At 48.6% G+C, this 13,529-nt stretch carries 11 protein-coding genes; 7 read left to right on the top strand and 4 right to left on the bottom strand.

What is annotated here, in order from left to right; all coding sequences use genetic code 11:
* Positions 1-240: 240 nt before the first annotated feature.
* Both ACJAYR_RS06195 and ACJAYR_RS06190 read left to right on the top strand, forming a co-directional pair.
* Positions 241-843 (top strand): 2OG-Fe(II) oxygenase, encoded by a 603-nt coding sequence (locus tag ACJAYR_RS06195; protein WP_415235795.1) that lies wholly within the window; start codon positions 241-243, stop codon positions 841-843.
* Positions 844-855: 12 nt separating this feature from the next.
* On the top strand, positions 856-1,458 hold the full coding sequence (locus tag ACJAYR_RS06190; RefSeq protein WP_415235794.1) for a 2OG-Fe(II) oxygenase family protein: 603 nt from the start codon (positions 856-858) through the stop codon (positions 1,456-1,458).
* Between the two features lie 3 nt (positions 1,459-1,461).
* Here the strand turns inward: ACJAYR_RS06190 and dgcA are convergent, their stop codons facing one another.
* The 4 genes from dgcA to ACJAYR_RS06170 all read right to left on the bottom strand — a co-directional run bounded on the left by dgcA (position 1,462) and on the right by ACJAYR_RS06170 (position 5,993).
* Positions 1,462-2,448, bottom strand: a complete 987-nt coding sequence (gene dgcA / locus ACJAYR_RS06185; protein ID WP_415235793.1) for an N-acetyl-D-Glu racemase DgcA — start codon at positions 2,446-2,448, stop codon at positions 1,462-1,464.
* Positions 2,445-3,446, bottom strand: a complete 1,002-nt coding sequence (gene dgcN, locus ACJAYR_RS06180; RefSeq protein ID WP_415235792.1) for an N-acetyltransferase DgcN — start codon at positions 3,444-3,446, stop codon at positions 2,445-2,447. Before dgcN ends, dgcA begins: the two co-directional genes overlap by 4 nt.
* A 40-nt stretch (positions 3,447-3,486) precedes the next feature.
* Entirely contained in the window at positions 3,487-4,053 is a 567-nt protein-coding gene (locus ACJAYR_RS06175; protein ID WP_415235791.1) for a gamma carbonic anhydrase family protein, read from the bottom strand.
* 161 nt (positions 4,054-4,214) lie between these two features.
* Entirely contained in the window at positions 4,215-5,993 is a 1,779-nt protein-coding gene (locus ACJAYR_RS06170; RefSeq protein ID WP_415235790.1) for a putative bifunctional diguanylate cyclase/phosphodiesterase, read from the bottom strand.
* Positions 5,994-6,361: 368 nt separating this feature from the next.
* Here ACJAYR_RS06170 and ACJAYR_RS06165 point away from each other — a divergent pair, with 368 nt between their 5' ends.
* The 5 genes from ACJAYR_RS06165 to ACJAYR_RS06145 all read left to right on the top strand — a co-directional run bounded on the left by ACJAYR_RS06165 (position 6,362) and on the right by ACJAYR_RS06145 (position 13,518).
* The gene (locus ACJAYR_RS06165) at positions 6,362-7,243 is read left to right on the top strand and encodes a MurR/RpiR family transcriptional regulator (RefSeq protein WP_415235789.1); all 882 of its coding nucleotides are present in this window, start codon (positions 6,362-6,364) and stop codon (positions 7,241-7,243) included.
* An 8-nt stretch (positions 7,244-7,251) separates the two neighbouring features.
* On the top strand, positions 7,252-8,577 hold the full coding sequence (locus tag ACJAYR_RS06160) for an aspartate aminotransferase family protein (RefSeq protein WP_415235788.1): 1,326 nt from the start codon (positions 7,252-7,254) through the stop codon (positions 8,575-8,577).
* Positions 8,578-8,585: 8 nt separating this feature from the next.
* A complete protein-coding gene (locus ACJAYR_RS06155) occupies positions 8,586-9,419 on the top strand; it encodes a 3-keto-5-aminohexanoate cleavage protein (RefSeq protein WP_415235787.1) in 834 nt (277 codons plus the stop codon).
* Positions 9,420-9,595: 176 nt separating this feature from the next.
* Positions 9,596-10,570, top strand: coding sequence for a TAXI family TRAP transporter solute-binding subunit (locus tag ACJAYR_RS06150; protein ID WP_169544644.1), 975 nt, complete (start codon positions 9,596-9,598; stop codon positions 10,568-10,570).
* A 125-nt stretch (positions 10,571-10,695) separates the two neighbouring features.
* Positions 10,696-13,518, top strand: coding sequence for a TRAP transporter permease (locus tag ACJAYR_RS06145; RefSeq protein ID WP_415235786.1), 2,823 nt, complete (start codon positions 10,696-10,698; stop codon positions 13,516-13,518).
* The last annotated feature ends 11 nt before the right edge of the window (positions 13,519-13,529 follow it).

The raw sequence follows: 13,529 nt of genomic DNA, 5'->3' as shown, positions 1-13,529 counted from the left end.
AACAGACAAAAAATCGATTTTTTGCGGGTGCTTTTTCTGATTTGAGCCGCCCAAAGCAATCGAAAAATGATGTTTGCCGTTGCGTCAATTTTCCGGTTCTGCCCGGTTTTTCATTTTCGACCTAATTTTGTTGGCGTGCGACCTAAAAATAATTTAGCTTTGCAGTGTGACGGTGATCACAGATAAGAAAAACGGAATACGGGAATTCCAGATCACTTTCACAATGTGGGAGATTAAGTAATGATTGTTTTGCCTTCGGCGCCACTTAGAAATAGCAACACGGCGTCCGTTTATGTAAATCAGGTTTTCTCAGAGGCAGAGTGTGACCGAATACTCGCGGCCCTGGATGAGCAGAAATGGGAAGAGGCGATGATCGGCGGTGTGGCCGGGAAAGGGAAGTTCACGATTGAAAAAGACTATCGTAGCAACTTTCAGCAAACCGTTCCCGTTGATGAACTGGGATTTCCATTGAACCGGATCGCGGAAGAAATCAGCGTGGCGAATTCCCAACTCTGGCGGTTTGACCTTGGTGGTTTTGTTAAGGATGACATGCCGTGGGTGATGAATTATTGCCGAACAGGCGATCATAACGATTGGCATGTTGATCTGGGTCAGGCTGCTACTGCATCCCGCAAATTGGGATTTTCATTACAGTTGACCGAAGGGACTGAATATGACGGTGGTGACCTTGGTTTTCACCGAATTGAGAAGTCTCGAAAAGAATTGACCGGTAAGGGCACTTTAATTGTGTTTCCGTCCTTTTGGCTTCATCGGGTTGCACCGATGACAAAAGGGGCGAGGAAAGTCGTCGTCGGTTGGGTCCATGGCCCTAGTTTTCGATAAGGGACCAGAGTAATGCATATACCTCTTTTGCCGATGAGAAATCCCAATGTTTCGCTATCCATGCATTGGCCTGTTTTTTCGCCTCAGGAATGCGCGTCTATTATAGCTCAGGCAAATGCCAAGGGATGGGACAAGCGTTTACCTATTGGTCCGGGTAATACTAAGATTTTTCCAGATGCGAAAATGCTGCCCTATGTTGAAAGGCAGGCGTTGCCGATTGGGAAAAACGCCTACCCATTGGATCAGATCAGTTATGGTATTAATCAGGTAAATTCAGATAACTGGCGATTTGAACTGTCAGGCATCCCCGGGGATGATATGCCCTGGCTGGTTAAGCACAGTGCTGGCCGTGCAAAAAAAGAAGACTGGGAAGTCGATCTGGGTCCGGCTCAGACAAGTTCCCGAAAACTATGTTTTATCGTTCAATTGTCTGATCCAAAATCCTATTCTGGCGGTGATATATTACTGCACAATATACCAGTGGATCAGCAGGGCTTCCGGCAGCAGGGAACACTGGTTGTCTTCCCTGCATACTGGTTGCACCGGATTTCAGATGTGACCAAAGGGCACCGCCATTCGATTGTCGGTTGGATCCACGGTCATAATTTCAGATAAAGCCTATCCCCAAAGCTCTGGTTTTGGGGGGTGCATGACGCTATCGTCAAACTGGATGCCGTTCGGACGGTCCTTGTCGAGAAGGAGAGGGCCGTCTAAATCGACAAAGCGCGCAAAACTTCCCAAAAGCATCGCAGGCGCCATGGCAAGGCTCGTGCCGACCATGCAGCCAACCATGATGCCCAACCCAAACTCTCTTGCCGCTTCCGCCAAAAGAAGGGCCTCTGTCAGTCCGCCTGTCTTGTCCAGTTTAATATTGATGTAGTCATACATCGGCGCGACCTCATCAAGGGTCGATGTATCGTGACAGCTTTCATCCGCACAAACGGGCACCGGCCGATCCATTTCGGCAAGTATGGCATCCTCCCCTGCGGGAAGTGGCTGTTCAATCAGTTCTACGCCAAAGTCCGCCATTTTCTGGAAATAATAGTCCAGATCTTTTGGGGCCCAGGCTTCGTTGGCATCAATTATCAAGCGCGATTTTGGCGCGGCGGAGCGGACCGCGGCAACACGTTCTACGTCAAGGTCGCCCCCAAGCTTCAGCTTCATCAATGGCCGGAACGCGTTTAGCTGTGCGGATTCACCCATTTTCTCGGGGGTATCCAGCGACAGAGTATACGCCGTAATCAACGGGCCCGGTTCTTTTAGGCCTGCCAAACTGGCAACCGAACGGCCTGATTTCTTGGCTTCCAGATCCCAAAGGGCTGTATCGATTGCGTTTCTTGCGGATCCCGAAGGCATCAAAGTCAGCAGATCCTGTCGGCTTGCGCCATGGGCAATCTGTTCACGAATGGCTGAAATTTCGCCAAGAACCGTGTTGAAGGTTTCGCCATATCGTCCATAAGGAACGCACTCTCCACGACCCGTCAAGTCGCCTTCTTTGATCGTGACGACAACCACTTCAGCTGTGGTTTTTGCCCCGCGGCTGATGCGAAAGCTGCCCCGAATGGGCCAGCTTTCCTGTTTCGCGTCAATAGTACGAAGGGTCATTTCAATTGGTCCACAATTTTCGCAACGCCCGTGCGATAAGCGTCAACGGCAGGCAGCCCATACTTTTCTTCCAATTGGGCAAGATAGGCATCGCCTTCTTCCACGGACAGACCGGATGTATTCACACTGATCCCAACAAATTTCGCGTTCTTGTTGGTCAGGCGCGCCGTTGTCAGGTTCAGGTCCATGCATTCCTGTAAGTCGGGCAACGCATATTCAGGAATACCGCGCATATGCGTGCGGGTTGGTTCGTGGCACAGGACCAGTGCATCGGCCTGCGCACCATGTAACAGGCCCAAGCTTACACCGGCAAAAGAAGGGTGGAACAAGGAGCCCTGGCCTTCGACAATATCCCAATGGTCTTCATCATTCGCCGGGGACAGAATTTCGACAGCGCCGGAGATGAAATCAGCGACAACTGCGTCGATAGAGATGCCTGTTCCAGCAATAAAAATACCCGTTTGGCCTGTTGCACAGAAATCAGCCTTCATTCCGCGGGTCTTCATTTCTTTTTCAACGGCAAGGGCAGTGTACATTTTGCCGACAGAACAGTCGGTTCCGACAGCCAATAGGCGTTTTCCGCTTCTAGGGAGTCCTTTGCCGGTGGGGATATCGCCTGTTGGATGGCGGACATCAAATAGAGCGCGTCCATACTTTTCAGCGGCGTCCTTGATTTCCGGCACATCGGCCAAACGGATGTGCAAGCCGCTTGCGATATCCATGCCCGCCTTCATGGCGTCAGTAATTTTTTCAATCCAGTGTTCCGGCAGGAACCCGCCTGAATTAACAATGCCAATGACCATTGTTTTCGCGCCTTGCTGAATGGCGTCTTCGATTGTCATGTCATTGATCCCCAAATCAGCCTTGCAGCCATCCAGGCGTAGCTGTCCCAAGCACCACTCTGGACGCCAATCGACAATCCCTTTGGCTGTCTTTGCGCCTAACTGGTCGCCGACATCACCTAAGAACATCAAATAAGGATGTTGCATTTCACTCATAATACCTCCGGTACTTGAAAGGGGTGGTTAGACGTTCTGTCTAATCCTGTTGTAGTTTGCTGATTTCCTGGTTCAGCGCTTGCATACAGTCTTCGCTCGACCATTCTCGATGCTCGCTTTTTGTATAGGCGAGTGCGTTGCGGTAATACATAAACGCATTTGCTCGACATTTAACATAGTTATTTTGTGTGCGAACGACTTTTCCGGGCGTGCCCATGACAATTGAATTGTCCGGGATGACGGTTCCTTCTTTAAGGAAGGTATGCCCGGCAATGATGCAATTGTCGCCGATGACGCAACCATCCATAATGGTTGTGTTGATCCCGATCAGGCAATTGTCACCGATTGTGCAGCCATGGATCGTGCAATGATGGGTGATCGAGCAGTGGGCACCAATATGGGTTCCCGTGTTGTCTCCGATATGGATCATGACAAAATCCTGAATGTTAGTGTATTCACCAATTGTAACCTCTCTGGCTTCAGCCCGGATAACGGAATAGGGCCATAGGGAAGAGCCTTCACCAAGGGTGATACGGCCATACATTAAGGCTGTGGGGTGAATAAAAGCTGCTTTTTCAGCGTTGATCTCTGGGCCAAACTTGCTCATGTCCATCTTCTTCTTTCGGTATGGTATGTGGAGCGCAACCTGAAATTTTTCCGCAGAAAGCGACAGATCAGGTAACAAAACGCACTGTATCAGCAGGGCTGTTTTGTCGTCAAACAGATGTTCTTGGAAAGAAGAGGGTCAGGGGATAAAAAGAGGAGGGATTACCGGGAACCTGCCCACGGTGATGTTTGCAGCCAGTTTTCCAACGCTTCGACATCCACTGGTCGGCTCATGTAATACCCTTGTGCCACATGACATCCCAAACCGGCAAGCATATACCAGGTTTCACGGTCTTCTACACCTTCTGCAACGACAGCCAAATCAAGGTTTCTGGCAAGTTCAAGAAGGGTTCGAACTATGACCGCATCGTCTGAGATTGAGTTCATGTTCAGAACGAAACTCTTATCAATTTTGATCTCATCAACCGGCAATTTACGGATATAAGCCAACGATGTGTAACCTGTTCCAAAGTCATCAATTGAAATTTTAAGACCAAGTTCGTGCAGACGCATGAGAACATCGGACGCCCGAACGACGTCAGAAATGATGGCGCTTTCAGTAATCTCAAGCTTCAACAATTCTGCGGGATACTGGGATTGTTCCAATAGTCTGTTCACAATATCCGGAAATACCGGGTTGTGTAGAATGAGCGCTGAAATATTGACGGACACAGATAATCTATGGCCTTGTTTCAACCAGTTGCTTCCCTGACGAATAGCGGCATCGAGAACCCAGCGTGTCAGCGATTCAACATTGCCGGACCCTTCCGCAAGGGGAATAAAACTATCAGGGAATAAAAGGCCCTTTTCAGGATGTTGCCACCTTACCAGTGCCTCAACACCTACAACAGTGCTATCATGCATCCGGATCATAGGTTGGTAATGCAGTCTTAGCTGATTATTCTCAATTGCATTGGGTAACTCCTGAGCTAGACGGAGCTGGTGCCGCCGTTCCGTGTCTTCACGTTTCGTATAAACCATGAAACGGTTTTTCTCGCGTTTCGCGGTATATAGCGCGGAAACTGCCTTGTGAAGGAGAGTTTCGGCGGTATCGTGTGGCTCGAATTTAGCGATGCCCATGGTCGCACTGAGGGCAGTGCTTTGATCGTCAATAAAATAAGGTTGGCGCAGTTCATGGGATAGACGCGCTGCAATGGTTGTGTCCGAAACGCGTGATAGATGCTCGCCATGTAAAAGCAAAGCAAACTCGTCATCCCCGAGCCGACCAACAAGGCTGTTTTCTGGCGCGAATTGTTTCAATCGATCGGCAACTGTCCTCAGGATCTGATCACCAAAGCCATGACCTTTACTTTCATTCAAGCCTTTAAAGCTATCCAGATCAAGGGTGATAAGGGAAACGGGTTCGTTGTTGGACATGGACGTTTTGATCGTCTCGTTCAAATGAACGCTAAAGCTTTGTCTGTTCGCCAGCTGGGTGAGGGAGTCTTTCGCGTGAAGGGCACCAATATCTGAAAAAAGAGTGCCTGCCGTTTGCTGTAGTTTCCTAAAGCGTTCACTATTGATCAGCAGAGTATTGACCCGAGAATTTGTAAGCTCACCCTCGGGGATACAGTCTGCTGCGCCTTCGAACATTAACTCACTGGGGCCATTAACGACCACAACAGACAAGAGTGAATGACTGTGGGTATGGGCGCGAAGTAACTTGGAAATTTGTTCTCTGCCTAAGCTGAAACAGACAAAGGCGAGATTGTAGCGACCACTGGAGAGTTCTGTATTTGTGTGGCTGTTATACTCATTGAAGTGTGCGGATGTTTTGATCCCTAAATCCTGCAACATGTGATGCAGGGTGTCACCGGGTTCCAGAACCACGGCATTGACCGGCAGGCTATCCAGACTGTCTTCTCCAACATCTCCGGTTTGTTCCTCCGGTGATGTCCAGTTCCTGGAAAGTTTCAGTGAATTTGGTTTGAATGAAAACAAAACGTCGCTCTACTAAAAAAGAAATACGCGCCACATCCAATATACTGACGATGTGCACTCAGGAGTATTAGTGGAACTCTGTAAATAAGGTCTTAAGATTTGCTGCGGATTCAATAAAAAGAGAGCGCCATTTCGGCAATTTTAAGATCCTGATGTCAGCTGAAACAGGTTTCTTCATTCCCGTTATGGTTAATAAAACCTGTTTTATTTCAGGGAACTGCGAGAAATCGGGGATTAGCCAATTTGGAATAGATACAAATGAACTTAAAATACAAATATGAAACATTTGTTGCATTGTCTCAATGAGGGAAATATACTTCTCGAGTAATGTGAGCCAACGCACTCTTTGGATCTGTGGATTTGTTTAAATGGCGATAGAAAAACAAGACTTTGATCTTATTCAGGTGCTGGAAACAGAATTTGATTCGCTTAGCCCTCAGCTTAAAAATGCTGCCCGATATATCATCAGTGCGCCTGATGAAATCGCCTTATACTCCATGCGGGAGATCGCGGGTCGTGCAAAAGTTGCACCGGCGACAATGGTTCGTCTTGCAGATCGCTTTGGCTATGATACTTACAATAAATTCCGCGATGATTTTCGGAAAAGGATTGCCGCGCCGGTCACCGGTTACGCTGCCCGGGCAAGAGCGCTGCGGCATCGCCAAAATATAGTGGGCGGATCCAGTCTGGGATCAGAGATGCTGGCGGCAGAAAAAGAAAACCTGATCGGCACCTATCAGGCCATCTCTAATGATCAATTGGAACTGGCGGCTGAAGCTTGTCTCGCAGCCCGGAAGATTTATGTTGTCGGTTTACGCAAATGTTTTCCCATTGCCTATTTCTTTCATTATGGCACACGACTGTTTTTCCCCTCTTCAGTTCTGGTTCAGGGCCAGGCCGGATTGTTTCGTGAGGAAATTTCCCAGATTGGAAAAGAAGATCTCGTCTTTGCCGTTGCCTTCGAGCCCTATACAAGAGAGACCGTTGAGACATCAGAAGCCGCTCGCGAAGCCGGTGCCATGCGAATTGTTATAACGGACAGTCCTGTGTCCCCCCTTGCCAAGGATGCGGAGTTTGTTTTCATCGCCTCCAATCGAAGTCCATCTTTTTACAGATCCCTGACAGGTGCACTCTCAATTGCGCAGGCGCTGGTTGCTGCCATTGTCTCCAAAACGGGCGATCAAGCGATAGAGGCATTGGATCAAATGGACGCAAAGCTCCGCTCTAGCAACACATACTGGTATAAATAGGATTTGCCATGACTCATGTTTTTCATCGTGCACCCGGCCATCAATACCCTAAAGCAGTAAAAGGGGATGGCGTTTATATTGAAGATGCTGAAGGCCGGCGATATCTCGACGCTGGTGGGGCCGCTGTGTCCTGCCTGGGGCACAGCAATCAATCGGTCAATGACGCGATCAAGCAACAGGTTGATCGAATTTCATTTGCTCATTCCGGCTTTTTTACCAATGAGCCGATGGAAGAGCTTGCTGATTTTCTAATTGAGCGGGCACCAGGCCGTCTGGATAAAGTCTATTTTGTATCGGGGGGCTCCGAAGCGGTTGAGGCAGCGTTGAAGCTGGCGCGCCAGTATTTTATTGAAAAAGGGCAAACGAAACGAACTCGTTTTATTTCCCGCCGTCAAAGTTATCACGGTAATACTCTGGGAGCACTGGCGGCAGGAGGAAATGAATGGCGCCGCGAACCCTATGCGCCCTTGCTGATGCCTGTTTCGTTGATCGCCCCATGTTACGCTTACCGGGGAAAGAATTCCGGCGAAAGCGATTTTGATTTTGGACAACGGGTGGCCAATGAGCTTGAAGCTGAAATACTAAATCTGGGGCCAGAGACTGTTTGTGCATTTATCTGTGAACCGGTTGTTGGCGCGACGCTTGGCGCGGTACCAAGCGTCGAGGGTTATTTTAAGAGAATTCGTGAAATCTGTGATCAGTATGGTGTTTTGTTGATCCTCGACGAGGTAATGTGCGGAATGGGGCGAACCGGAACACTGTTCGCCCATGAGCAAGAAGAGATCACGGCCGATATTATGGTCACAGCAAAAGGGCTTGGTGCTGGGTATCAGCCCATCGGGGCCATGCTTGTATCTGATGAGGTTTTTGACGCCGTTTTAAACGGCAGCGGCTTTTTTCAGCATGGACATACCTATCTTGGGCATCCTGTCGCGTGTGCGGCATCGTTAGCCGTTCAAAGATATGTCGAAGATAACCAATTGCTTCAAAACGTCATGAAGCGCGGGGAAGAGATTCAAACAGAATTACGCCGCCTGATGGGACAGCATCCGAATGTTGGTGATATTCGCGGCCGTGGGTTGTTTATCGGCATGGAGTTTGTTTCAGACCGGGAAACCAAAACGGCATTTGATCCTGCCAAAAAACTGAATAAAAAAATTAAGGCGGCTGCTATGGCGGAAGGACTGATGTGCTACCCGATGGGCGGCACCATTGATGGCCAGAAAGGTGATCATCTTTTGCTTGCGCCACCTTTCATCATTGAAGAGAAACATGTGGATGAAATCACAACCAAGCTTGAAAAAGCTATTCTAAATGCACTTGGTTCGATATAGGTGACCTGATGAACGACTTATTGTCCAGTGTGCCTCCGCTGATTATTACTGTCGCGCCAAATGGAGCCAGAAAGACGCGGGAGGATCACCCAGCTCTTCCCATCACTCCAGAACAATTGGCGGAAGAAGCGTTACTATGCAAGCAGGCAGGCGCATCGATGATCCATCTGCATGTTCGCGACGATGCACATCGCCATTCTTTGGATGTCGGCCGGTACCGTGCAGCGACTGATGCAATTCGGGCCTGCTGCGGAGAGAATCTCATCATTCAGGCAACGACAGAAGCCGTCGGACAGTACACCGCCTCTGAACAGATGACTGTAGTTCGAGAGTTGCAACCGCAGGCCGCGTCCCTTGCTATTCGTGAGTTGGTGCAGGAAGGGGACATGGGAGAGGCGACCGAGTTTTTTCATGAACTCGCTCATCTTAATATCATGCCTCATTATATTCTCTATTCAGAGGAAGACCTGCAATGGTTTCAAACTTTGGTTGAACAAGGTGTGATTCCGGAAAAGAACATCTTTTTACTTTTCGTTCTGGGCCGCTATTCCGCGGGGCAGGTTTCAAGCCCTCAGGATTTATTACCGTTTTTGACATCCTTGAACATGCAGGTTCCCTGGTCTGTATGCGCGTTCGGCCCTATGGAGCACGCCGCGGCCAGTGCGGCAGTCGCTATGGGAGGGCATGTGCGTGTGGGTTTTGAAAACAATATGCGACTGAAAAACGGGCAGCTGGCGGATCGCAATAGCGATCTGGTTCGTCAAATAGCGGACGTTTCGGCGGCGGTAGGGCGTCCGATTGCGACTGCTGATCAGCTTCAGGCGATAGTCAGGGCAGGTTAATATTAGAATAAAAATCAACTTATGTTTACATTCGAAAAAGTTGGTTTAGTATTTTCCAGGAGAGTGGGAACGATCGCTATCTTGGGAGGAAGCTTGGTCCACATATTGAGGTCAGGCACGTAATGTCGAATAATTAGAATGAGTTATTTGGCGAAAGACAGGTTGAGGAGAAAGAAATGAGAAAGTTCTTTACTGTATCTGCAGCGGCGACAGTCGCACTTGGTGGTGCATTGCTTGCCTCTGCACCAGCGCAGGCAGAAAAATTTATTACGATCGGTACTGGTGGTCAGACAGGTGTCTATTATCAGGTCGGTGGCGCAATTTGTAAGCTCGTTAACCGTGGCACAAAAAACCACGACATCAAATGTACGCATACGACAGGTGGTTCCACGAAAAACATCAATGGTATTCAGGCCGGTGATCTGGATATGGGTGTTGCTCAGTCAGATTGGCAGTATCATGCGTATAACGGAACTGCACCAAAGCAGTTCCCTAAAGGCGCGTTTAAAGAATTGCGGGCTGTATTCTCTGTTCATCCAGAGCCGTTCACTGTTGTTGCACGCACCGATTCAGGGATCAAAACTTTTGATGATCTGAAAGGCAAGCGGGTTAACGTCGGTAATCCTGGTTCCGGACAACGTGGCACGATGGAAGTTGTTATGGAGAAAATGGGTTGGACAATGGGTGATTTCGCCCTTGCTTCCGAACTGAAATCTTCAGAACAGTCCGCAGCTTTGTGTGATAATAAAATTGACGCAATTGTATTTACGGTTGGTCACCCGAACGGATCAATCAAAGAAGCAACAACGTCATGTGATGCAAAACTTGTCAATGTTGACAATGATGTTATTCGCAAACTGGCAGCAGACAACGATTACTATGCAATGGCGACCATTCCGGGCGGCATGTATAAGGGGTCTGATGAGGACACAACAACCTTTGGTGTTGGTGCGACTTTCGTCTCCTCTACAGCAACATCTCCTGATGTTGTTTACCAGATTGTGAAAGCCGTTTTTGATGACATCAAACGGTTCCGCAAAATGCATCCGGCATTTGCAAACCTTGATCCAAAGAAAATGATTGTGAACAACCTTTCTGCTCCTCTTCATGAAGGCGCTGTTCGCTATTATAAAGAACAGGGCTGGATGTAATCCGCTTTATCAGGGACGGCATAATTGCCGTCCCTTTTGCGTTTTTATACGTATTTTTTTGATATTGGGGTTTGTAACCCGCCAATCCAGTTTTGGATTTTACGGGTTGTAAATAAGGGGGTTACATGAGTGATAAACTCAATAAAGAGGGTCCTTTAAGCAACGAAGAGCTCGAGGATCTGGTCGCGTCCACGGATACTGGCGGACGGACTCCAGACAATGCATTTATCGTAAAATTGATGATGGGCCTCGCGCTCGTTTGGTCCGTGTGGCAAATCTGGATCGCTTCACCATTGCCGTACATTTTTAATTTTGGCGTGTTTTCGGGCAAAGAAGCCCGGCCAGTTCATTTGGCCTTTTCAATTATTTTGGCATTTATGGCCTATCCGGCCTTTAAGAAAAGTCCTCGCCACAGAATTCCTTTGGCAGACTGGGGGTTGGCGATCATTGGGGCGCTTGCCACCATGTATCTGTTTGCTTTTGATACAGCCTTTGGCGACACTTTAACCGGTTCTCGACTATCAGATCGGCCGGGAAATCCTATTCTTCTGGATATCATTGTCGCTTGCGTCGGTGTTGTTGTTCTATTGGAAGCGACAAGACGCGCGCTTGGCCCGCCTTTGATGATCGTCGCGATGGTTTTCCTCGGATATACCTTCCTTGGTCCTTATGCCCCGGGCATCCTTGCCTGGAAAGGCGCAAGTTTTGGTGCGGTTGCTGATCATCAGTGGCTTTCTTCAGAAGGCGTCTTTGGTATTGCACTCGGCGTTTCAACGGGTCTTGTTTTCCTTTTTGTTCTTTTCGGTGCGTTGCTGGATAAGGCCGGCGCAGGAAATTACTTTATCAAGGTCGCCTTTTCGTTGATGGGGCACTTGCGAGGCGGACCGGCAAAAGCCGCGGTTGTTGCATCGGGCATGACGGGCTTGATTTCAGGCTCCTCTATTGCCAATGTTGTCACCACTGGCACGTTCACCATTCCAATGATGAAAAGAGTAGGCTTCTCTCCTGAAAAAGCAGGAGCGGTCGAGGTTGCTTCTTCCGTGAACGGACAGATTATGCCGCCTGTTATGGGGGCTGCGGCCTTCCTGATGGTTGAGTATGTCAATATCAGTTATTTTGATGTGGTCAGGCATGCATTTGTGCCCGCGATCATTTCCTATATTGCGCTTGTTTACATTGTCCATCTTGAGGCGATGAAGCTGGATATGCAGGGCTTGCCAAAAGCAGGTGAAACAAAACCTGCCAAACTGGCATTGCTTTCCTTTGGTATTACTCTGTCTGCCGTTCTTGCAATTGGTGGCGGCCTTTATTACCTGTCTGAGCTATTCAATCTGCTCGGTTCAACCTTCAACAAACTGGCCGCAATTCTGATCCTGATTGCCCTTCAGATGGGTGTTTTTAAAGGAATTATTGCGCGATCAGCCGAAGGCACCAAGGCATTGATTTTTTCTAAAGGGGCTGTTGTCCTTTGTAATGTCGTCATCGTGTGCTTTGGTATTTTCTTTGCGGTAAACCTTATTCGCGAATTGGCTGGAAGCGACCTTACACCTTGGATCGTGGGGGCCAGTATTCTGGTTGTCTATATCATTCTAATTTCCATTTGTGCAAAATATCCTGATTTGGAAGTTGATGATCCGAATGCCCCGGTAACCGCGTTGCCGGAGCCCGGTCCAACCGTGATGGCAGGTCTGCATTTTCTGTTGCCGGTTGCGGTTTTGATCTGGTGTTTGATGATCGAAAGACTATCACCTGAGTTATCTGCCTTCTGGGCCGTTGCTTTAATGATTTTCATTCTATTAACCCAACGTCAGGTTTTCGCATTTTTCCGTAAAGAAGCTCAGACTGGAAAACTAAAACAAGGGTTTAGTGAACTGGTTGAAGGCCTGATCGCGGGTGCCCGCAACATGATCGGTATTGGTATCGCAACCGCGGCCGCTGGTATCATCGTTGGTACTGTTTCTCAGACTGGTGTCGGGCTTGTTCTTGCGGAACTGGTTGAGTTTCTCAGTCAGGGGCAAATCCTGCTTATTCTGATCTTTACTGCAATCCTAAGTCTTATCTTGGGAATGGGGCTTCCAACGACAGCAAACTATATTGTTGTGTCTTCGTTGCTGGCTCCGGTGGTTGTCAGTTTGGGGCAGCAAAACGGACTGATCGTGCCGTTGATTGCCGTACATCTATTTGTTTTCTATTTCGGTATCATGGCTGATGTAACGCCACCGGTAGGGCTTGCATCCTTCGCCGCTGCAGCGGTGTCGGGGGGTGATCCCATAAGGACAGGTTTTGTTGCCTTCTTCTATTCCATGAGAACAGCTATCCTTCCGTTCCTGTTTATCTTTAATACGGATCTGTTGTTGATTGATGTGACACCTTTGGAGGGTGTCGTTGTGTTCATTGTCGCTACGGCAGCCATATTATTGTTTACGGCTGGTACTCAGGGGTATTTTTTCGCACGATCAAAAATGTGGGAATCAGCACTTCTGATCCTGATTGCATTTACCTTATTCCGTCCAGGATTTTGGATGGATCTGATTTCGCCGCCTTTCTCCAAAACAGAACCTGCTACGTTGGTTGAAGTGTTAGGCAGCTTAAATAGCGGCTCCGAAATGCGGCTCATTGTGCAGGGCGAAGATGATGTGGGTGACCCGCTCGTCTTTACAGCAATACTCCCTGTTTTGGACGGTGCGACTTCAGAAGAACGTCTTGAGAAGGTCGGATTGGAACTGCTGATCGAGGGTGATGAGGTTATTATTGATAACGCCGCATTTGACAGTCCAGCACAAGCTGCTGGGTTGGATTTCGATCAGAAAATTCTCAGTGTTTTAGTTCCGGTTAGCCAGCCTGCAAAAGAGCTTATGTATATTCCGGCTCTTATATTGTTGGCTTTTATCGGGTTAATTCAGCGTCGGCGCAACCGAGCCGGTCGGCCTGAAGCGGCTACGGCCTAAAGGGGAGAGAA

Source organism: Sneathiella sp. (assembly GCF_047631475.1).
Lineage (GTDB): Bacteria > Pseudomonadota > Alphaproteobacteria > Sneathiellales > Sneathiellaceae > Sneathiella.
The sequence above is the reverse complement of the archived record's forward strand: the minus strand, read 5'-3'. Positions and strand labels throughout refer to the sequence as shown.

What these genes read in the sequence shown, in the direction of transcription:
- ACJAYR_RS06195 (WP_415235795.1), top strand. Translation starts at nt 241, where the DNA reads ATGATTGTTTTGCCTTCGGCGCCACTTAGAAATAGCAACACGGCGTCC.
- ACJAYR_RS06190 (WP_415235794.1), top strand. Translation starts at nt 856, where the DNA reads ATGCATATACCTCTTTTGCCGATGAGAAATCCCAATGTTTCGCTATCC.
- dgcA (WP_415235793.1), bottom strand. Translation starts at nt 2,448, where the DNA reads ATGACCCTTCGTACTATTGACGCGAAACAGGAAAGCTGGCCCATTCGG.
- dgcN (WP_415235792.1), bottom strand. Translation starts at nt 3,446, where the DNA reads ATGAGTGAAATGCAACATCCTTATTTGATGTTCTTAGGTGATGTCGGC.
- ACJAYR_RS06175 (WP_415235791.1), bottom strand. Translation starts at nt 4,053, where the DNA reads ATGAGCAAGTTTGGCCCAGAGATCAACGCTGAAAAAGCAGCTTTTATT.
- ACJAYR_RS06165 (WP_415235789.1), top strand. Translation starts at nt 6,362, where the DNA reads ATGGCGATAGAAAAACAAGACTTTGATCTTATTCAGGTGCTGGAAACA.
- ACJAYR_RS06160 (WP_415235788.1), top strand. Translation starts at nt 7,252, where the DNA reads ATGACTCATGTTTTTCATCGTGCACCCGGCCATCAATACCCTAAAGCA.
- ACJAYR_RS06155 (WP_415235787.1), top strand. Translation starts at nt 8,586, where the DNA reads ATGAACGACTTATTGTCCAGTGTGCCTCCGCTGATTATTACTGTCGCG.
- ACJAYR_RS06150 (WP_169544644.1), top strand. Translation starts at nt 9,596, where the DNA reads ATGAGAAAGTTCTTTACTGTATCTGCAGCGGCGACAGTCGCACTTGGT.
- ACJAYR_RS06145 (WP_415235786.1), top strand. Translation starts at nt 10,696, where the DNA reads ATGAGTGATAAACTCAATAAAGAGGGTCCTTTAAGCAACGAAGAGCTC.